Source organism: Cupriavidus sp. GW821-FHT02F09 (assembly GCF_059421605.1).
Map to the genome: position 1 here is coordinate 21,150 of NZ_JBWKVH010000024.1, position 18,267 is coordinate 39,416.

Here is an 18,267-nt window from a genome sequence, read left to right on the forward strand (position 1 = left end):
TTTCCCGGGGGTGGCGGCACCGCAGTCCTACGGAATGACATCCTGGGCTTGCTCCAAGGTGGCGGGCTTCCCGCCGATCCGGTAGTACGCCAGCGTGATGTCATCCCGCTTTGCACGGATATTTTGGGTAATGTGTTTCCGGGCGGGGGGGCAACTTCCGAGTGCCAGCGTCCAGGTGAATTTGAGGAGCGCAGGGCAAGACCTGGAGCAGGCAGCGCAGGGCGCGCCGATGGTGGCTGGGGTGATGTCCGCGGCCGCTCAACAGGGAGCAATGGATTCCAGTCATCGAGCGCAGGGATGCAATGCCGGATCGCGCTTCGTCGGCGCACGACACCCGCGCCGGTGCGCGCACCCCCACGACAAATCAGTTGGGTTTCGGCGCCGTCGCGGTTCGAGATAACGCGCGCGCCGCACGTTGGGCTTGTTGTCCCTGCGCCCGGTTCGCATCGGCCAGTGCAACGTGTCCCGCCGCCTGCCCCGCCAGATCCACGCGCGGGGCACCTTCCACCAGGCAAGTCCAGTAGCGGGTGCCGCGGCACCAGGTCCGGATCGCGGCGCGCAATACCGGCTCCGTCAGGCCAAGATCCTGCGCGTGCTGGACGAGATCCACGAAGATGCCGATCTTGAGCGGTACCTTGGGCGCAGGATTCTTCGGAAAGGTTACCGGGAAGCGTTTCTGCAACTTCACGATGGCCTGCAACACCGGATCGACGGGCTTAACGGGCTCATTCACGGGTTTAGCCGGGCGGGCCGAAGCCTTCGGGGGTACGCGACGCGTCTTGGCCCGTGACTCGGCCTTGGCCTGCTTCGCCAGTTGTTCCTTCAGTGCCGCCAGTTGTTCGAAGCCCATCATGCTCAGCCATTAAAAACTTGCTGCGATTGTAGCAATCCGTCGTGATTCGCGTTGCCGCTCATGCCGCGGCGAAGCATTGGCTGAATTCTGGCACCAAGACTGGCGCCGGTCACCCTTCACGCGTCCACCCGATCCGATGGCGTTCCTGCGTGGCCTTGTGGCGCGCATCGTCTTCCGTATGCAGATAAGCGCTGGTCGTGGCGATGGAAGCGTGCCCGAAATTGTCCCGCACAAAGCGCAGGTCCACCTGCTGGTCCGTCATATGCGACCCCGCCGTATGGCGCAGCCAGTGCGCCGAGGCGCTGGCCAGCACCTCGGCCCGGCTTGCCCAATCCGGTCCGCGCGCGCGCAGGCGCTCGGCCGCCAGCGCGAAGATCTCCTTGAGCACCAGGTGCAGCGCGCCGCGCGACAAGGGTTTTTCCTTGCCAATGACCGGTAGCACGATGGGGCGGTCCTCGCCTGGCAATGGCATCGGCGGCAGGCCGTGGGCGCTGCGATAGCGCGCCAGCTCCACCATCATTTCGTCCGTGGCCGGCACCAGCCGCGTCTTGTCGCCCTTGCCCGTCACCTCCAGCCACCAACGCTCCAGGCCGTGGCTGTCACGGCGGCAGAAAAACGCCCCCATGCGCGTGCTGACCACCTCCGCCGCCCGCAAGCCGCCGAGATACAGCACGGTCAGCAGCCAGCGGCAGCGCGCCGCGTGCAGGCGGTCGCGCTCGGTCGCACTTTCGAGCGTGCCCGGCATGGCGTCGATGGCGTCCTTGACCGCCTGCCACATGTCGTGACTCAGGTAGCGCGTGATGCGCGGCTTGGGCGCGCCGCGCCGGCTGCGGGCCAGCGAGAGCGGGTTGCCGGCCAGATAGCCGGCGTCGACCAGCCAGGCGAACAGGCCATTGAGGATCACCAGGGTGTGGCGCGCGCTGACCGGGGAAAGCGGCCCGGCGAACGGCCGCCACGCGGGCGCGTCGCGCGCCAGCTTCTTGCGCGACGCCATGACCCAGCGCCAGGCCGGCTGCGGATCGGCCAGGAAGCGCTCGTACAGCAGCAGATCCTCATGGGTGAGCGACGACAGCGGCTTGCCGTGCTGCATCACGGCCCACAGCAGCAGCCGCTCCACCTCGCGCCGATAGGTCTGCAGGGTGGCGGGGGTGTCGGCGTAGCGGGCGAGCCAGGCCGTCACTGCCGCCAGATCGTCGGCGGCCGAGATCTGCGGGGTGCCGCCGCGCGCCCGGTTGCTGCCGGCGGCGCCGGAGAGTTCGGCGGGCAGGCGCAGGCGCTCGATCGGGGTGGCGGGCAGGGCGGTGAGGGGGAGGGGTTCCATCGGTGCAGCGGGCGTCATGGCGTGAGTGTAGACGTAATTCTAGACAGAATCCTACTTATGTCTAAAGATTTGCAATTTTATTCAGTAAATTAACGTATTACGTAGTAATATTTTAAGAAACTCCACGAACGTTCCACGCAGAACATGACCGCCAGCCCGCTCGATCACCCGCCGCCCACGCCTGGCGACGCCGCGCCAGAGGCCCAGCTCGCCGCCGACGTGGCCGCGCTGCGTGCGCAGTTCCCCGAGACCCGCGCGCTCTACCGCGAGGTCTGCGCCCTGCTGTTCTTCCGCTATGGCATCACCCCCACCGCCAACAAGCTCTACGGCCTGGTGCGCAAGGGCAGCATGGGCACGCCGACCGAGGTGCTGGCGCAGTTCTGGCAGGATTTGCGCGGCAAGATGCGCGTGACCATTGACCAGCCCGGGCTGCCGGACGCGCTCAAGGCGATCGCGGCCGACGCCGTGCAGTCGATCTGGCAGGCCGCCAACGAGGCCGCTAGCAGCGAGCTGGCCGCCCTGCAGGCGGAGGCGCGGCTGCAGGCGAGCGAGGCGGAGGCGCAGCGCGACCAGGCGCAGGCCGCGGTGGTGGCGGCCGAGCAGGAGACAGCCGCTATGCAGGCCGAGCGCGATGCCGTCCAGCGCGCGCGCGCGGCGCTACAAGGGGAACTGGACGCCGAGCGCCAGGCTCACGCGGCCGCGCAGGCGCGTCACGACGAGAGCAAGCGCCAGGTCGAGGCGCTGGAGCGGCAACTGGGCGAGATGCATACGCAGTTCTCGGCGGACCTGGAGCGCACGCGCGAGCAGGTGGTGGTGGCACAGGAGCGCGCCAGCGCCACCGAGCGCCGCGCGCTGCGCGAAATCGACCAGGAGCGCACGCTGCGGCAGAAGGCCGAGCAGGCGGCCGCGGAGCTGCGCACCGAGCTGGCGGCCATGCAGGCGAGGGCGCAGGACGCCGCCGTGGCTGCCGCGGAGGTGCGGGTGCGACTGCAAGCCGAGCGCGATACGCTTAGCCGGCAACTGGCGGCGGCCGAGCAGGCGCTCGGACTTGGGCTGGCGGCACAAGACGGGCTGCGGGCCGAACTGGAAGCGGCGCTGCGGCAGGCCGAGCGCGCACAAGCTGAAGCCACCGCGTCGCGCCGCCTGGCAGCGACCCGGCGCCAGGTGCCAGCGACCAAGACCAAACTGAAGTTCAAGGCGGGGCCGGCCTGAAGGGCGTGGGCGGCAGTAGGATTTGTCCACCGCGCCGCGGGATAAACCTGTGGACAAACCGCGCGAGGACCAGATGCCCGGCGGGCTCCCCGGGTCTGATTCATTTTTGAGCGGCGGGGTGACCAAGTGATCCACAATCCGCAAGCGACCGGGTTGCTTTACGCCAGCGAGCCGCCGGCACAATGTGGAGGCTCAACGGTCTTTGAGACGACAACGCAGGATCCTGCCCCGCAGCTTCCTCAAATCTGTGCACCTAAAATGAAGTCGATCGAAATCGAGCGCGCCGAAGCGATCACCTGGATCCGCATCCAGATGGCCCAGCACGGCCTGACCCTGGCCGACTTGCAGGCCGCCGGCTGTTTTGCCGAGCCGCCTCCGCCCTCAACGCCTGGTGCGGTGCGCTATCGCAACGCGCACGGGCAGGGCTGGGATGGCCGCGGCGCCATGCCGGACTGGCTGCAGCGGGCGATCCACGCCGGACAGACGGTGGAACATTTCCGCGTCTAGCGGGTGGCGAGTAGAGGACTACCCCTTCGATTTCTTTCTCGTGCCCCATAGGGAGCCGCTCGGTCGTGGCTGAGAAGTTTCACCGTGCAAGCCAGTTAGCTTGGTCTCTGGACCCATGTATGATTTCTTCCGCCTATGCTCAAACTAGCCGCAATCCTTCGTATCGAACTGCTCCACGTCAAGCCTCTGGTCTGGCGTCGCTTTGTTGTCCCGGCCGATATTCAGCTCCCCAAGCTCCACAAGGTGATCCATTCCGTGATGGGCTGGGAGGACACTCACCTGCATGAATTCGACATCAACGGCGAGCGGTTCGGCGTGCAGGATAAGGACGTCTCGGATGAAGGCCTGCGGTCGGAGAAGGGCGTCCGGCTGAACCATGCGCTCGGCTCGGCCACCGAATTCGAGTACCACTATGACTTTGGCGATGACTGGCAGCACCGTGTGATTGTCGAATCAGTTGGCTACCCTGACCTGGCGCTGGCTCTGCCGGTTTGCCTGGCTGGCGAAAACGCTTGCCCTCCGGAGGACGTTGGTGGGCCACACGGTTATGCGGAATTCCTTGTAGCGCTCCGGGACAAGACCCACGAACAGCACAATGACTTCCGGTCGTGGGTTGGCGGCGTATTCGACCCAGTTGGCTTTGATGTGAATGCGGTCAATGCGAGGCTGCGGGTGATTCGGTGACGTCTGCTGGCCCTCTGTGTTAGGCGAGAGCGCACCAAAGCGGAAGCCACGGTCAGCCCCCGCATTGAGTCGCGCTTCTCAATTCAACCGCCCGACTATCTGTCAGATCGGGTCCCAGCTAATACACTTCAAGCAGCTGATCACCAAGCTCGACATCAAGACCTGACCCTGACTGTCAGGATCCGAGGCTGCTTCGGTCAGCCACCATTGCGCACGGCGTAACGCGCCGTGTTTGCCTTACCCGCCCCCCTTCACGCCACGCAACACTTCAAGGATTCCGCCGATGTCAGCCAAAGCGTCTCAGACGCCCGGCCATCTCGCGAACCCAGCCCCCCTCAGCCCGCCCGCAATTCCGCCCGCACCGAATGCGCCCGGCGTCTGGCCCGTATGGCGTCGCACCAGGTTGCGCAAGGCGGACATCGCCACGGCCTGCAGCAACAGCGCATGCATGCGAGCCAGCGCGCGGGAACTGAGCAGGTTGCCGCGCATCGTCCAAATCTGGACACGCTACGCGCCCGTGCACCCCTCCCACCGCTAGCCCGCGCGCCGCCCGGGCAACAGCCCGGCGTATTCCCGCCCTAGGTACGCCGCCGTATGTTCTAGCAGGAACGCGCGGCAACCTTCGCTCGCGGGCATCAGCCGCTTGCTCGCCATGTGCGCGATATGCCAGACGCGTTCGATCGGCGTGCCGGACACATCCAGCAGTGCAATCTCGTTGGTGCGCAATTCCAGTGACAGAGTGTGCAGTGACAACAGGCTGATGCCCATGCCGGCCATCACGGCCTGCTTGATCGTTTCGTTGCTGCCCAGGGTGACCACTTTGGCCGGCGCGAACAGGTGGTGTTTGAACATTTCCTCGGCCACCGTGCGGGTGCCGGAGCCGGGCTCGCGCAGCAGGAAGGTTTCGTGGCGCAGTTCTTGCAGATCGAAGCCCTCTGCCTCGCGCAGCGGATGCCGCGGCGAGGCCACGATCACGTGCGGGTGCGTGGCGATGGGTTCCGAGACGGCAATCAGCTCGCGTGGAGGCCGGCCCATCAGCGCGAGGTCGATTTCGTTGTCCTGCAGCAGGCGCAGCAGCGTCTCGCGGTTGCCTTCGGCAAAGCGCACGTCCACGTTCGGGTAGCGCGCTGAGTAGCCAGCGAGCAGCCTTGGTGCGAAATACTTGGCGGTGCTGATCAGCCCGATCGAGATCGAGCCCTGGTCGATGCCCTTGACCGCCTGCAGCCCGTCCTCGGCGTCTCTCACCTCGCCCAGGATGCGCGAGGCGTGATGCAGGAGGCGGTCGCCGGCCTCGGTCAGGGTGAGCTGGCGGCTGACGCGCTCGAACAGCGACAAGCCGACCACGGACTCGAGCTGCTTGACCTGCATTGAGACCGCCGGCTGGGTCAGGTGCAGTTCCTCGGCCGCCCGCACGAAGCTGGCGTGCCGGGCAACGGTGACGAAGATCTGCAGCTGGCGAAGGGTGAGGGAGCGGAGGAAGGACATGGCTGGAACGCACCACCTTAAGGGATCCCTTATATGCGGGCTAAGAATATCTGAATTTACCTTATGGGGATAGCTGGATATCTTCTCCCTCAAGACGCAGCAACGCAGCAACGCAGCCAGGCAGCCAGGCAGCCAAGCCGCCAACCCACGGGAAGGAATACATCATGAACGCACCTGAGACGATCCAAGCCGCCGCCAAGCCACGCAAGCGCTACGACGCCGGCGTGATGAAGTACAAGGAGATGGGCTATTGGGACGAGGGCTACGAGCCCAAGGACACCGATCTGCTCGCACTGTTCCGCATCACGCCGCAGGCGGGCGTGGATCCGGTCGAGGCTGCCGCCGCGGTAGCCGGCGAATCGTCCACCGCTACCTGGACGGTGGTGTGGACCGATCGCCTGACCGCCTGCGATATGTACCGGGCCAAGGCCTATCGCGTGGATCCGGTGCCGAACAATCCCGAGCAGTTTTTCTGCTACGTGGCGTACGACCTGTCGCTGTTCGAGGAAGGCTCGATCGCCAACCTGACCGCCTCCATCATCGGCAACGTGTTCAGCTTCAAGCCGATCAAGGCGGCCCGCCTGGAAGACATGCGCTTCCCGGTGGCCTATGTGAAAACCTTCGCCGGCCCACCCACCGGCATCATCGTCGAGCGCGAGCGTCTTGACAAGTTCGGCCGCCCGCTGCTGGGCGCCACCACCAAGCCCAAGCTGGGCCTGTCTGGGCGCAACTACGGCCGCGTGGTCTATGAAGGCCTGAAGGGCGGGCTGGATTTCATGAAGGACGACGAGAACATCAATTCGCAACCCTTCATGCATTGGCGTGACCGCTTCCTGTTCGTGATGGATGCGGTCAACAAGGCATCCGCGGCGACCGGCGAGGTCAAGGGCAGCTACCTCAACGTGACCGCCGGCACCATGGAGGAGATGTACCGGCGCGCCGAGTTTGCCAAATCGCTCGGCTCGGTGATCGTCATGATCGACCTGATCGTGGGATGGACCTGCATCCAGTCGATGAGCAACTGGTGCCGCCAGAACGACATGGTGCTGCATCTGCACCGTGCCGGCCATGGCACCTACACCCGCCAGAAGAACCATGGCGTGTCCTTCCGCGTGATCGCCAAATGGCTGCGCCTGGCCGGGGTCGATCATATGCATACGGGCACTGCGGTGGGCAAGCTTGAAGGCGATCCCCTCACCGTACAGGGCTATTACAACGTCTGCCGCGACGCCCATACGAAGACAGACCTGACGCGCGGGCTGTTCTTCGACCAGGACTGGGCCTCGTTGCGCAAGGTGATGCCGGTGGCCTCGGGCGGCATCCACGCCGGCCAGATGCACCAGTTGCTCGACCTGTTCGGCGACGACGTCGTGCTGCAGTTCGGCGGCGGCACCATCGGCCATCCGCAAGGCATCCAGGCCGGGGCGACGGCCAACCGTGTGGCACTGGAAGCGATGGTGCTGGCACGCAACGAAGGGCGCGACATTGCCAACGAGGGACCGGACATCCTGCGCGACGCCGCCAAGTGGTGCTCGCCGCTGCGGGCCGCCCTCGATACCTGGGGCGACATCAGCTTCAACTACACGCCGACCGACACCTCGGATTTCGTGCCCACCGCATCGGTGGCCTGAGCGCGCCGCGCGCCCTGATCGAGGCCATCCGACACCAACGAACCAGAGACGAGGACATCATGCGCATTACACAAGGCACTTTCTCCTTCCTGCCCGAGCTCACCGACGCACAGATCACCAGCCAGGTCGAGTACTGCCTGGGCAAAGGCTGGGCAGTCGGCATCGAATACACCGACGACCCGCATCCGCGCAACACTTACTGGGAGATGTTCGGCCTGCCGATGTTCGACCTGCGCGATGCCGCCGGCATCCTGCTGGAGGTCAACAACGCGCGCAAGACCTTCCCCAACCACTATATCCGCGTGATGGCCTTCGACGCGACCCATACGGTGGAGTCGGTGGTGATGTCCTTCATCGTCAACCGTCCCGCGGACGAGCCGGGCTTCCGCCTGGTGCGTCAGGAAGAGCCAGGCCGCACGGTGCGCTATTCGATCGAGAGCTACGCCGTGCAGGCTCGCCCCGAAGGCAGCCGTTACTAAGCCAGCCGGCACGTCGCCGACCTTTCGCCGACCCTTTGCCGACCTTTACGGAGGACGCCATGTCCGCGCCAGAATCCCCCTCGCACCTGCGGCAGCCCGGCACGCTGGCGGACGTGCTTGCCAGCTCGGGCATCGCCGGCTTGCTGGACCAGCTCGACCGCGAACTGATCGGCCTGGCCCCGGTGAAATCGCGTATCCGCGATATCGCGGCGCTGCTGCAGGTTGACAAGCTGCGGGCGGCGCGCGGGTTCAGCGCCGGCGCGCCCAGCCTGCACATGTGCTTCACCGGGAACCCCGGCACCGGCAAGACCACCGTGGCCATGCGCATGGCGCAGATACTCCACCAGCTCGGCTATGTGCGCCGGGGGCACCTGGTGGCGGTCACGCGCGACGACCTGGTCGGCCAGTACATCGGCCATACCGCGCCCAAGACCAAGGAAATCCTGAAGAAGGCGATGGGTGGCGTGCTGTTTATCGACGAGGCCTATTACCTCTACCGGCCCGAGAACGAGCGCGACTACGGCCAGGAGGCCATCGAGATCCTGCTGCAGGTGATGGAGAACAACCGGGACGACCTGGTGGTGATCCTGGCCGGCTACAAGGACCGCATGGACCGGTTCTTCGAATCCAATCCGGGCATGTCCTCGCGAATTGCCCATCACATCGATTTTCCCGACTACCAGGTCGACGAACTGGGCCAGATCGCCAACCTGATGCTGGATGCGATGCAGTACCGCTTCGACGAGCAGAGCCGCCGCGTCTTTTCCGACTACCTGGTACGCCGCATGGCGCAGCCGCACTTTGCCAATGCCCGCAGCGTGCGCAACGCGCTCGACCGCGCGCGGCTGCGGCACGCTTCGCGCCTGCTGCGCGACCCCGGTGCGGTCGCCGATGACCTGGCGCTGACCACCATTACCGCCCCCGATCTGCTCGCCAGCCGCGTGTTCGCGCCGGCACCCGACAAGGAGTGAGCCATGCAAGCCCTGATCTTCGATGTCGATGGCACCCTGGCCGATACCGAGTCCGCCCATCTCCATGCCTTCAATGCGGCGTTTGCCGAAGTCGGTCTCGACTGGTGCTGGGATACGGCGCTCTACACACGCCTGCTCAAGGTGGCCGGCGGCAAGGAGCGACTGCTGCACTACTGGCGCATGGTGGACCCAGAGGAAGCGCGCGGCAGCAAGGTGGCTGAAACCATCGCGGCGGTGCACGCCATCAAGTCCCGCCACTATGCCGAGCGCGTTGGCGGCGGCGCGCTGCTGCTGCGCCCCGGTATTTTGCGGCTGATCGAGGACGCCGGCCAATCCAGCACGCCCATCGCGATCGCCACCACCACCACGCCGGGCAACCTCGATGCGTTGCTGCGCGCGCCATTGGGCGCGGGCTGGCGCCAGCGCTTTGCCGCCATCTGCGACGCCGGCACCACCGCGGTGAAGAAGCCCGCGCCGGATGTCTACCTGGCGGTGCTGGCGCGGCTCGGCCTGGAAGCGGCCGATTGCCTGGCGCTGGAGGATTCCGAGAATGGCCTGCGCGCCGCGCAGGCGGCCGGCATTCCCGTCGTGATCACGCCAACCGCCTATACCGCGCAGGAACGCTTCGACGGCGCGCTGCTGGTGCTGCCGCATCTTGGCGATCCCGCGGAGCCAATGCCGCAGCACCTGCCTGGCGCGGACCACCGCTGGGCCGATCTGGCCGCGCTGCGCCGCTGGCATCGCGGCACCTTGTTCGAGGCCGCCTGATATGCGTACCCATGACCATGAAGGCGGCAATAGCCGCACGATTCGCCTCGCGCCCTCGATCCTGTCCGCCGATTTCGCGCGGCTGGGCGAGGAAGTGCGCGCGATCGAGGCGGCGGGTGCGGACCTGGTGCATTTCGACGTGATGGACAACCACTACGTGCCCAACCTGACCATCGGCCCCCTGGTGTGCGAGGCGATCCGCCCGCATGTCTCCATCCCCATCGACGTGCACCTGATGGTGGAGCCGGTCGATGCGCTGATCCCGATGTTCGCCAAGGCTGGCGCCTCGATCATCACCTTTCATCCGGAAGCGAGCCGCCATGTCGACCGCACTATCGGGCTGATTCGCGAGCACGGCTGCAAGGCCGGCCTGGTATTCAATCCGGCCACGCCGCTGGACTACCTGGCCCACACGCTGGACAAGCTCGACATGGTGTTGCTGATGAGCGTGAATCCGGGCTTCGGTGGGCAAAAGTTCATTCCAGGCACGCTCGCCAAGCTGCGCGAGGCGCGTGCCCGCATCGACCGGCACGTTGAGGGCGGCGGCCAGCCCGTCTGGCTGGAGATCGACGGCGGCGTGAAGGGCGACAACATTGCCGAGATCGTTCGTGCGGGCGCGGATACGTTCGTCGCCGGCAGCGCGGTATTCGGCGCGCCGGATCCGGACGGCGGCTACCGCGCCGTTCTTCGGCGTTTGCGAGAGGCGGCGCTGGCTTAGCGCCGCGCTCCGGCACGCAATGCAAAGACAGATAAAAAGAGGAGACCTGCCATGCCACAGCAAAACCAGCCACACCGAATGACCTTGACGCAGTTCCTGATCGAGGAGCGCCGCCGCTATCCGCAGGCCAGCGGCGGTTTCAACGGCCTGATACTCAACGTCGCCATGGCCTGCAAGGAAATCGCACGTGCCGTCGCGCTTGGCGCGCTGGGCGGCCTGCATGGCAGCGCCGACGGCGCCGTTAACGTACAGGGCGAGATGCAGCAAAAGCTCGATGTGCTAAGCAATGCTGCCTTCCTGCGCGTCAACGAGTGGGGCGGCTACCTGGCCGGCATGGCGTCGGAGGAAATGGAGGCGCCTTACCAGATCCCGTCGCAATATCCGCGCGGCAAGTACCTGCTGGTGTTCGATCCGCTCGATGGCTCATCCAATATCGATGTCAACGTCTCGGTGGGCAGCATTTTCTCCGTGCTGCGCGCACCGGAGGGCGTGGATGCGGTGGCCGACCAGCATTTCCTGCAACCCGGCACGGCCCAGGTCGCGGCCGGCTACGCCATCTATGGTCCCACCACCATGCTGGTGCTCACCGTGGGCAATGGCGTCAACGGCTTCACGCTGGATCCCAACCTGGGTGAATTCTTCCTCACCCACGCCAACCTGATGGTGCCGCCGGACACGCACGAGTTTGCCATCAACACCTCCAACAGCCGCTTCTGGGAGGCGCCGGTGCGGCAGTACATTGCCGAGTGCGTGGCGGGCAAGACCGGGCCGCGCGGCAAGGATTTCAATATGCGCTGGATTGCCTCGATGGTGGCCGAAGCGCACCGCATCCTGATGCGCGGCGGCGTCTTCATGTATCCACGCGACAGCAAGGACCCGGCCAAGGCCGGTCGCCTGCGCCTGCTGTACGAGGCTAACCCCATCGCCTTCCTGATGGAGCAGGCCGGCGGGCGCGCCAGCACCGGCCGGCAGCCGTTGATGTCGGTCCAGCCGGGCGCGCTGCACCAGCGCATCGGCGTGGTCTTCGGCTCGCGCAACGAGGTGGAACGGATCGAGCGCTATCACAGCGATCCGCCCGGCGCCGAGCTTCCTAATCCCCTGTTCAACGAACGCAGCCTGTTCCGCGTCCCCGCCTGAGGTGCATGGTCATGTCCGAACGCTATCCCATCATCGCCATTACCGGCTCCTCAGGCGCCGGCACCACCTCCGTCACCCGCACCTTCGAGAACATCTTCCGCCGCGAAGACGTGAAATCCGTGGTGATCGAGGGCGACAGCTTCCACCGCTACAACCGCGCCGAGATGAAGGTCCGGATGACCGAGGCGGAGCAGAGCGGCAATATGAACTTCAGCCACTTTGGCCCCGGCACCAATCTCTTTGGCGAGCTGGAAAACCTGTTCCGCACCTATGCCGAGTCCGGCACCGGCATGCGGCGACGCTACCTGCACAACGCCGACGAGGCCGCCGTCTTCCAGCAGGAGCCCGGCACCTTTACCGCCTGGGAGCCGCTGCCGGAGGACGCCGAGCTGCTGTTCTACGAGGGCCTGCACGGCGGTGTGGTGACTGATGAGGTCAACGTGGCCCGCTATCCCGACCTACTGATCGGCGTGGTGCCAGTGATCAACCTGGAATGGATCCAGAAGCTGTGGCGCGACCAGAAGCAGCGTGGCTACTCGAGCGAGGCGGTGACCGACACCATCCTGCGGCGCATGCCGGACTACGTCAATTACATCTGCCCGCAGTTCTCGCGCACCCACGTGAATTTCCAGCGCGTGCCGTGCGTGGATACCTCCAACCCGTTTATCGCCCGCGAGATTCCGGCGCCGGACGAAAGCATGGTGGTGATCCGCTTCGCCAACCCTAAGGGCATCGACTTCCAATACCTGCTGAGCATGGTGCATGACTCCTTCATGTCGCGCGCCAATACCATCGTGGTGCCCGGCGGCAAGATGGAGTTGGCCATGCAGTTGATCTTCACCCCCTTCGTGCTGCGCATGATGGAGCGCCGCAAGCGCGCCGACTTGTGAGAACCCGACCATGAACGCACCAGAACGTATCGATTCGGCGGCGCGCTGCGCCAACGCACTGCGCTTTCTCGCAGCCGACGCGGTGGAGCAGGCCAGGTCTGGCCATCCGGGCGCGCCCATGGGCATGGCCGAGATGGCAGAAGTGCTGTGGCGGCATCACCTGCGCCATAACCCCGCCAACCCGGCATGGCCCGACCGCGACCGCTTCGTGCTCTCCAACGGCCATGCTTCCATGCTGCTGTATGGGTTGCTCCACCTGAGTGGCTACGCGCTGCCGATGGCGCAGCTGCGCCAGTTTCGCCAGTTGCATTCGGCCACGCCGGGGCATCCGGAAGTCGGCCACACACCGGGCATTGAGACCACCACCGGCCCGCTCGGGCAGGGTCTGGCCAACGCGGTTGGCATGGCGCTGTCGGAGAAGTTGCTGGCCGTCCATTTCAATCGGGCTGGCCATACCATCGTCGATCATCACACCTATGTGTTCCTTGGTGACGGCTGTTTGATGGAGGGCATCAGCCACGAGGCTTGCTCGCTGGCGGGCACGCTTAAGCTCGGCAAGCTGATCTGCCTTTACGACGATAACGGCATCTCCATCGACGGCGATGTGTCGGGCTGGTTTGCCGACGATACGCCGCGGCGCTTTGAAGCCTATGGCTGGCATGTGATTCCGAACGTCGACGGCCACGATGCGCATGCCATCGATGCTGCCGTCCGCCAGGCCAAGGCGCAGGGCGAGCGGCCCACGCTGATCTGCTGCAAGACGGTGATCGGCAAGGGCGCGCCGGCCAAGGCCGGCGGGCACGACGTGCATGGCGCGCCGCTGGGCGCGCAGGAGATCGCCGCCATGCGCGAAACGCTCGCCTGGGACGCCGAACCGTTCACGGTGCCGCCCGACGTGGCTGCCGCCTGGGACGCGCGTGCGCTGGGCGCCGAGCGCGAGGCAGACTGGAATGCACGCTTCGCCTGGTACAGCACGGCGTATCCGGAGCTGGCCGCGGAGTTCCTGCGCCGCGATCAGGGCAGGTTGCCGGAAGGATTCGAGGCCGGGTTGATGGCCTTGCTGGAGACGCCATCGGCCCTGCACGGCAAGATCGCCACGCGCAAGGCATCGCAGCTCACGCTGGAAGCGCTGACCGCCGCCTTGCCCGAACTGCTGGGCGGCTCGGCCGACCTGACCGACTCCAACCTGACCGACGTGAAATCCTCCATCTGGGTCAACCATGCCGGCCAGGGCAACTATGTCAGCTACGGCGTGCGCGAGTTCGGCATGGCGGCGGTGATGAACGGCATGGCCCTGCACGGCGGGCTGATTCCGTACGGTGGCACGTTCATGGTGTTTTCCGACTACGCCCGGAACGCCATCCGCATGGCCGCGCTGATGCGGCAACGCGTGATCCATGTGCTCACCCATGATTCGATCGGTCTGGGCGAGGACGGTCCCACCCACCAGCCGGTCGAGCACGCGGCCAGCTTGCGGCTGATCCCGAACAACCAGGTCTGGCGCCCTTGCGACGGCGTGGAAACCGCGCTCGCCTGGCTGGATGCGGTGCAGCGCGGCGACGGACCGACCTGCCTGCTGCTGTCGCGCCAGGCGCTGACGCCGTTCGCGCGCGATGGCGGGCAACTTGCCGGCATTCGGCGCGGCGGCTATGTGCTGCAAGACGCGGAGGCGCCGCAGGCGGTGCTGATCGCCACCGGTTCGGAAGTGGAGATTGCGGTGCGTGCCGCTGCCCACCTGGCCGAAGAAGGGATCCGCGCGCGCGTGGTGTCGATGCCCTGCGTGGAGCGCTTCCATGCGCAGGACGCGGCCTACCGGGAAGCGGTGCTGCCGGCCGGTGTGCCACGCATCAGCGTGGAAGCCGGCGTCACCTGGTTCTGGCGCGCGGTGGTGGGCGAGCAGGGCGCCACTGTGGGAATCGATACCTTCGGTGCCTCGGCACCGGCCGAAGCGCTGTACCAGCACTTTGGCCTGACGCCGGCCCGGGTCGCGGACGCGGCGCGCGCGCTGCTGGGGGGGCCGTGATGCGCAGCGCACCGGACACGCCTTGCGCCGCGGTGCTGATCGACCTCGACGGCACCCTGGTCGATACCGCGCACGACATTGTGGAGGCCGCCAACCGCATGCTGGACGAGCTGGGCCGCGCGCCATTGCCCTTCGACACCATCAGCGGCTTTATCGGCAAGGGCGTGTCCAACCTGGTGCGGCGCGTGCTGGAGACCGCGGGAGTCGGGCAGGGCGGGGCGGAGTCCGCCGAGGCGCTGTTCCACCGCCACTATGCCGAAGTCAACGGACACCTGGGCCGCGTCTTCCCCGGCGTGCAGGCCGGACTGGCTGCATTGCAGCGCCAGGGCTGCCGGCTCGCGTGCGTAACCAACAAGCCCAGGGCGCTGGCGGCGCCGCTGCTGGCCATGACCGGCCTGGCCAGGTACCTGGAGGTCCTGGTCGGCGGCGACTCGATCGCGCAGATGAAGCCGGACCCCGAGCCGCTGCGCCATGCGTGCCGGCTGCTGCAGGCCGAGGCCGCGCACAGCGTGCTGGTGGGCGACTCGGCGGTCGACGTGGCGGCGGCGCGCGCCGCAGGCATGCCAGTCTTCCTGGTGCGCTACGGCTATGCCGGGCCCGGCGGCATTGCCGCGCTGGGTGCCGACGCGGTGATCGACTCGCTGGAGGACCTGCCGGCGCTGCTCGCACCCGCGCGCCGGATGCGGGCTTGAACCGGACAGGGCGAGGGGAGCGAACAGGCGGGCAATCAGCCTTGTTCAGAAGTTCGACGAACCACTTTTGAACCACTTGTGAACCACACAAAACAACCATACGGAGACAGGGAGCCATGAGCATCAAGGTTGCCATCAACGGCTACGGCCGCATTGGCCGCAACGTGCTGCGCGCGCACTACGAAAGCGGCAAGCACCATGACATCGAGGCCGGCAAGGGCCGCGACGGGATCCGCGTGCTGGCCCGCCACAACCCGGCTTCGTCCAGCTTCGACGCGACCCTGACCAAGGTCTCCGGTGCGCTGGTCAAGGTTTGCAGCTGGTACGACAACGAATGGGGCTTCTCCAAGCACATGCTGGATACCGCGGTGGCGTTCGCCAGCGCCCACTAGGAGCCGTGCCATGCCGACCATCGGGGCAGTACACACGCTAGCGGCGCTGCTGGCCAGCGGCGAAGTCGCCGGCAAGCGCGTCTTTATCCGCGCGGACCTCAATGTGCCGCGGGATGCCGCCGGGGACATCACCGACGACACCCGCATCCGCGCCTCGGTGCCTGCCATCGAAGCCTGCCTGCAAGCCGGCGCGGCGGTCATGGTGACCTCGCACCTGGGGCGGCCCGTGGAGGGCGAGCCGGATCCGCGCCACAGCCTGGCGCCGGTGCGCCGCCGCCTTTCTGCGCTGCTGGGGCGCGAGGTGCCGTTGCTGGCCGGCTGGGTCAACGGCGGCTTCGACGTTCCTCCGGGCCATGCGGTGCTGCTGGAGAACTGCCGCGAGAACAAGGGCGAGAAGTCCAACAGCGATGAACTCGCGCAGAAGATGGCCAGGCTGTGCGACATCTACATCAACGACGCATTCGGCACGGCACACCGCGCCGAGGCGACCACCCACGGCATCGCCAAATACGCGCCGGTGGCCTGCGCGGGCCCGCTGCTGACCGCCGAGATCGAAGCGCTGGGCCGTGCGCTGGGCCAGCCGGCGCGTCCGCTGGTTGCCATCGTGGCGGGCTCCAAGGTATCGACCAAGCTCTCCATCCTGAAATCGCTGGCTGCCAAGGTCGACCAGCTTATCGTGGGTGGCGGCATCGCCAATACCTTCATGCTGGCGGCCGGCCTGAAGATCGGCGGCTCCCTGGCCGAGTCAGGCCTGGTGGCGCAGGCCCGCGCCATCATCGAGATGATGGCCGCGCGCGGTGCCGCGGTGACCATCCCCGTGGACGTGGTGTGCGCCAAGGCGTTCAGCGCCACCGCCGCCGCCACAGTGAAGCGCGCCGACGATGTGGCCGGCGACGACATGATCCTGGACCTCGGGCCGGACACAGCAGCGCTACTGGCCGGGCAGCTCATGGCGGCCGGCACCATCGTTTGGAACGGGCCGGTGGGCGTGTTCGAGTTCGACCAGTTCGGAAACGGCACCAGGGTGCTGGCGCAAGCCATCGCCGCTTCGAAGGCGTTCTCGATTGCCGGTGGCGGCGACACGCTGGCCGCCATCGCCAAGTACGGCATTGCCGCGCAGCTTGGCTATATCTCGAGCGGTGGCGGCGCCTTCCTGGAATTCCTGGAGGGCAGGAAGCTGCCGGCCTTCGATGTGTTGGAGCAGCGTGCCGCAGCGTGAGGCGCGTCCGCTCTGGATTGCCGATCCTACCGAATCTGAGTCAACGAATCTGAGTCAACTTAAGGAGTTGCATCATGTCACTCGTATCCCTGCGCCAGTTGCTGGACCACGCGGGAGAGTTCGGCTACGGCGTGCCGGCTTTCAACGTCAACAACCTCGAGCAGATCCACGCCATCATGGAAGCCGCCGAAGAGACCGGCAGCCCAGTCATCCTGCAGGCCTCGGCCGGCGCGCGCAAGTATGCCGGCGAGGCCTACCTGCGCCATATGGTGCAGGCCGCGGCGGAGACGCATCCGGATATTCCCATCGTGCTGCACCAGGATCACGGCTCCAGCCCGGCGGTGTGCCAGGCCTCGATCCGCTCGGGCTTTACCAGCGTGATGATGGACGGTTCGCTGCGCGAAGACATGAAGACGCCGTCGGACTACGACTACAACGTCGACGTGACCCGCCGCGTCTGCGAGATGGCGCACGCCGTAGGGGTATCGGTCGAGGGCGAACTGGGTTGCCTGGGCTCGCTCGAAACCGGGCAAGCCGGCGAGGAGGATGGCGTCGGCGCCGCTGGCATCCTGTCGCACGACATGATGTTGACCGACCCGGACCAGGCGCGCGACTTCGTCGCCCGCACTGGCGTGGATGCGCTGGCCATTGCCATCGGCACCAGCCACGGCGCCTACAAGTTCTCGCGCAAGCCGACCGGCGACATCCTGGCGATGGACCGCATCCGCGAGATCCATCAGAAGATTCCCAGCACCCACCTGGTCATGCATGGTTCCAGCTCGGTGCCGCAGGAGTGGCTGGAGATCATTCGCCAGTACGGTGGTGAGATCAAGGAAACCTATGGCGTGCCGGTCGAGGAAATCCTGCGCGGCATCAAAACCGGCGTGCGCAAGGTGAATATCGATACCGATATCCGCCTGGCCATGACCGGCGCCATCCGCAAGTCCCTCGCCGATGACCGCAGCGAGTTCGATCCGCGCAAGGCACTGCTGGCGGCCAAGCAAGGCGCCAAGGGCGTGGTACGCCTGCGCTTCGAGGCGTTCGGCTGTGCCGGGCAGGCGGCGAGGATCAAGCCGGTACCGCTGGAGAAGATGGTGCCGCGCTACCGCTAGGCGAGGCGAGCAGTCCCGCGTGCCCGGCAAAGCGCCAGACCGTCCCCGCACTATGGAGCGCGGGCGCGGTCTGGCGCTTTATCTCTTTGCACGGATCGAAGCGCGGCGCGGGACAGCTTGTGTGCCATGCCTGTCGCAGACTGTCACCATGGCGCAAGTGCCGGCACCCCGTT

17 protein-coding genes and 1 pseudogene are annotated in these 18,267 nt (G+C 66.3%); 15 read left to right on the plus strand and 3 right to left on the minus strand.

The genetic code is table 11. The features are described 5' to 3' along the window. Positions 1–364: 364 nt before the first annotated feature. Positions 365–853, minus strand: coding sequence for a ProQ/FinO family protein (locus AC07XB_RS23860; protein WP_492830073.1), 489 nt, complete (start codon positions 851–853; stop codon positions 365–367). 109 nt (positions 854–962) lie between these two features. Then, positions 963–2,174 (minus strand): tyrosine-type recombinase/integrase, encoded by a 1,212-nt coding sequence (locus tag AC07XB_RS23865; RefSeq protein ID WP_492830075.1) that lies wholly within the window; start codon positions 2,172–2,174, stop codon positions 963–965. A gap of 144 nt (positions 2,175–2,318) precedes the next feature. On the opposite strand from AC07XB_RS23865, the gene AC07XB_RS23870 reads away from it, so the two are divergent. The 3 genes from AC07XB_RS23870 (at position 2,319) to AC07XB_RS23880 (ending at position 4,577) form a co-directional block, all read left to right on the plus strand. After that, positions 2,319–3,386 carry a DNA-binding protein gene (locus AC07XB_RS23870; protein WP_492830077.1) on the plus strand — a complete coding sequence of 356 codons (1,068 nt, stop codon included), beginning with the start codon at positions 2,319–2,321 and terminating at the stop codon, positions 3,384–3,386. A 258-nt stretch (positions 3,387–3,644) separates the two neighbouring features. Continuing rightward, positions 3,645–3,893 (plus strand): H-NS histone family protein, encoded by a 249-nt coding sequence (locus AC07XB_RS23875; RefSeq protein ID WP_492830079.1) that lies wholly within the window; start codon positions 3,645–3,647, stop codon positions 3,891–3,893. Between the two features lie 135 nt (positions 3,894–4,028). Then, complete coding sequence (locus AC07XB_RS23880) at positions 4,029–4,577, plus strand: plasmid pRiA4b ORF-3 family protein (RefSeq protein WP_492830081.1); 549 nt, start codon at positions 4,029–4,031, stop codon at positions 4,575–4,577. 534 nt (positions 4,578–5,111) lie between these two features. On the opposite strand, the gene AC07XB_RS23885 is transcribed toward AC07XB_RS23880, so the two are convergent. Next, positions 5,112–6,062, minus strand: coding sequence for a LysR family transcriptional regulator (locus AC07XB_RS23885; RefSeq protein WP_492830083.1), 951 nt, complete (start codon positions 6,060–6,062; stop codon positions 5,112–5,114). A 164-nt stretch (positions 6,063–6,226) separates the two neighbouring features. Between AC07XB_RS23885 and AC07XB_RS23890 the strand changes: the two genes are divergently transcribed. The 12 genes and pseudogenes from AC07XB_RS23890 to fba all read left to right on the plus strand — a co-directional run bounded on the left by AC07XB_RS23890 (position 6,227) and on the right by fba (position 18,094). After that, the gene (locus AC07XB_RS23890; protein ID WP_416048517.1) at positions 6,227–7,693 is read left to right on the plus strand and encodes a form I ribulose bisphosphate carboxylase large subunit; all 1,467 of its coding nucleotides are present in this window, start codon (positions 6,227–6,229) and stop codon (positions 7,691–7,693) included. Between the two features lie 59 nt (positions 7,694–7,752). After that, positions 7,753–8,172, plus strand: a complete 420-nt coding sequence (locus AC07XB_RS23895; RefSeq protein ID WP_416048518.1) for a ribulose bisphosphate carboxylase small subunit — start codon at positions 7,753–7,755, stop codon at positions 8,170–8,172. Positions 8,173–8,231: 59 nt separating this feature from the next. Continuing rightward, positions 8,232–9,143 (plus strand): CbbX protein, encoded by a 912-nt coding sequence (gene cbbX, locus AC07XB_RS23900; protein ID WP_492830085.1) that lies wholly within the window; start codon positions 8,232–8,234, stop codon positions 9,141–9,143. A 3-nt stretch (positions 9,144–9,146) separates the two neighbouring features. Beyond that, a complete protein-coding gene (locus AC07XB_RS23905) occupies positions 9,147–9,911 on the plus strand; it encodes an HAD-IA family hydrolase (RefSeq protein ID WP_492830087.1) in 765 nt (254 codons plus the stop codon). Position 9,912: 1 nt separating this feature from the next. Beyond that, positions 9,913–10,629, plus strand: a complete 717-nt coding sequence (gene rpe, locus AC07XB_RS23910) for a ribulose-phosphate 3-epimerase (protein ID WP_416048521.1) — start codon at positions 9,913–9,915, stop codon at positions 10,627–10,629. A 51-nt stretch (positions 10,630–10,680) separates the two neighbouring features. Continuing rightward, positions 10,681–11,766 (plus strand): class 1 fructose-bisphosphatase, encoded by a 1,086-nt coding sequence (locus tag AC07XB_RS23915; RefSeq protein ID WP_492830090.1) that lies wholly within the window; start codon positions 10,681–10,683, stop codon positions 11,764–11,766. A gap of 11 nt (positions 11,767–11,777) precedes the next feature. Beyond that, positions 11,778–12,656 (plus strand): phosphoribulokinase, encoded by an 879-nt coding sequence (locus tag AC07XB_RS23920; RefSeq protein WP_492830092.1) that lies wholly within the window; start codon positions 11,778–11,780, stop codon positions 12,654–12,656. A gap of 10 nt (positions 12,657–12,666) precedes the next feature. Continuing rightward, complete coding sequence (tkt, locus tag AC07XB_RS23925; RefSeq protein WP_492830093.1) at positions 12,667–14,679, plus strand: transketolase; 2,013 nt, start codon at positions 12,667–12,669, stop codon at positions 14,677–14,679. Beyond that, a complete protein-coding gene (gene gph / locus AC07XB_RS23930; protein ID WP_492830194.1) occupies positions 14,679–15,371 on the plus strand; it encodes a phosphoglycolate phosphatase in 693 nt (230 codons plus the stop codon). The genes tkt and gph overlap by 1 nt, the downstream gene beginning before the upstream one ends. A 248-nt stretch (positions 15,372–15,619) precedes the next feature. Further along, positions 15,620–15,763 (plus strand): annotated as a pseudogene (locus AC07XB_RS23935) (erythrose-4-phosphate dehydrogenase); the annotation flags it as partial. Positions 15,764–15,773: 10 nt separating this feature from the next. Then, the gene (locus AC07XB_RS23940; RefSeq protein WP_492830095.1) at positions 15,774–16,982 is read left to right on the plus strand and encodes a phosphoglycerate kinase; all 1,209 of its coding nucleotides are present in this window, start codon (positions 15,774–15,776) and stop codon (positions 16,980–16,982) included. A gap of 74 nt (positions 16,983–17,056) precedes the next feature. Further along, positions 17,057–18,094 carry a class II fructose-bisphosphate aldolase gene (fba, locus tag AC07XB_RS23945; protein WP_492830097.1) on the plus strand — a complete coding sequence of 346 codons (1,038 nt, stop codon included), beginning with the start codon at positions 17,057–17,059 and terminating at the stop codon, positions 18,092–18,094. Positions 18,095–18,267 lie beyond the last annotated feature (173 nt).

Excerpts from the sequence above, each read along its gene's own strand:
- AC07XB_RS23860 (WP_492830073.1), bottom strand. The coding sequence starts at position 853 with ATGATGGGCTTCGAACAACTGGCGGCACTGAAGGAACAACTGGCGAAG.
- AC07XB_RS23940 (WP_492830095.1), top strand. The coding sequence starts at position 15,774 with ATGCCGACCATCGGGGCAGTACACACGCTAGCGGCGCTGCTGGCCAGC.
- AC07XB_RS23880 (WP_492830081.1), top strand. The coding sequence starts at position 4,029 with ATGCTCAAACTAGCCGCAATCCTTCGTATCGAACTGCTCCACGTCAAG.
- AC07XB_RS23920 (WP_492830092.1), top strand. The coding sequence starts at position 11,778 with ATGTCCGAACGCTATCCCATCATCGCCATTACCGGCTCCTCAGGCGCC.
- AC07XB_RS23865 (WP_492830075.1), bottom strand. The coding sequence starts at position 2,174 with ATGGAACCCCTCCCCCTCACCGCCCTGCCCGCCACCCCGATCGAGCGC.
- AC07XB_RS23875 (WP_492830079.1), top strand. The coding sequence starts at position 3,645 with ATGAAGTCGATCGAAATCGAGCGCGCCGAAGCGATCACCTGGATCCGC.
- AC07XB_RS23885 (WP_492830083.1), bottom strand. The coding sequence starts at position 6,062 with ATGTCCTTCCTCCGCTCCCTCACCCTTCGCCAGCTGCAGATCTTCGTC.
- cbbX (WP_492830085.1), top strand. The coding sequence starts at position 8,232 with ATGTCCGCGCCAGAATCCCCCTCGCACCTGCGGCAGCCCGGCACGCTG.
- AC07XB_RS23890 (WP_416048517.1), top strand. The coding sequence starts at position 6,227 with ATGAACGCACCTGAGACGATCCAAGCCGCCGCCAAGCCACGCAAGCGC.
- AC07XB_RS23895 (WP_416048518.1), top strand. The coding sequence starts at position 7,753 with ATGCGCATTACACAAGGCACTTTCTCCTTCCTGCCCGAGCTCACCGAC.
- tkt (WP_492830093.1), top strand. The coding sequence starts at position 12,667 with ATGAACGCACCAGAACGTATCGATTCGGCGGCGCGCTGCGCCAACGCA.
- AC07XB_RS23905 (WP_492830087.1), top strand. The coding sequence starts at position 9,147 with ATGCAAGCCCTGATCTTCGATGTCGATGGCACCCTGGCCGATACCGAG.
- AC07XB_RS23870 (WP_492830077.1), top strand. The coding sequence starts at position 2,319 with ATGACCGCCAGCCCGCTCGATCACCCGCCGCCCACGCCTGGCGACGCC.
- fba (WP_492830097.1), top strand. The coding sequence starts at position 17,057 with ATGTCACTCGTATCCCTGCGCCAGTTGCTGGACCACGCGGGAGAGTTC.
- rpe (WP_416048521.1), top strand. The coding sequence starts at position 9,913 with ATGCGTACCCATGACCATGAAGGCGGCAATAGCCGCACGATTCGCCTC.
- AC07XB_RS23915 (WP_492830090.1), top strand. The coding sequence starts at position 10,681 with ATGCCACAGCAAAACCAGCCACACCGAATGACCTTGACGCAGTTCCTG.
- gph (WP_492830194.1), top strand. The coding sequence starts at position 14,679 with ATGCGCAGCGCACCGGACACGCCTTGCGCCGCGGTGCTGATCGACCTC.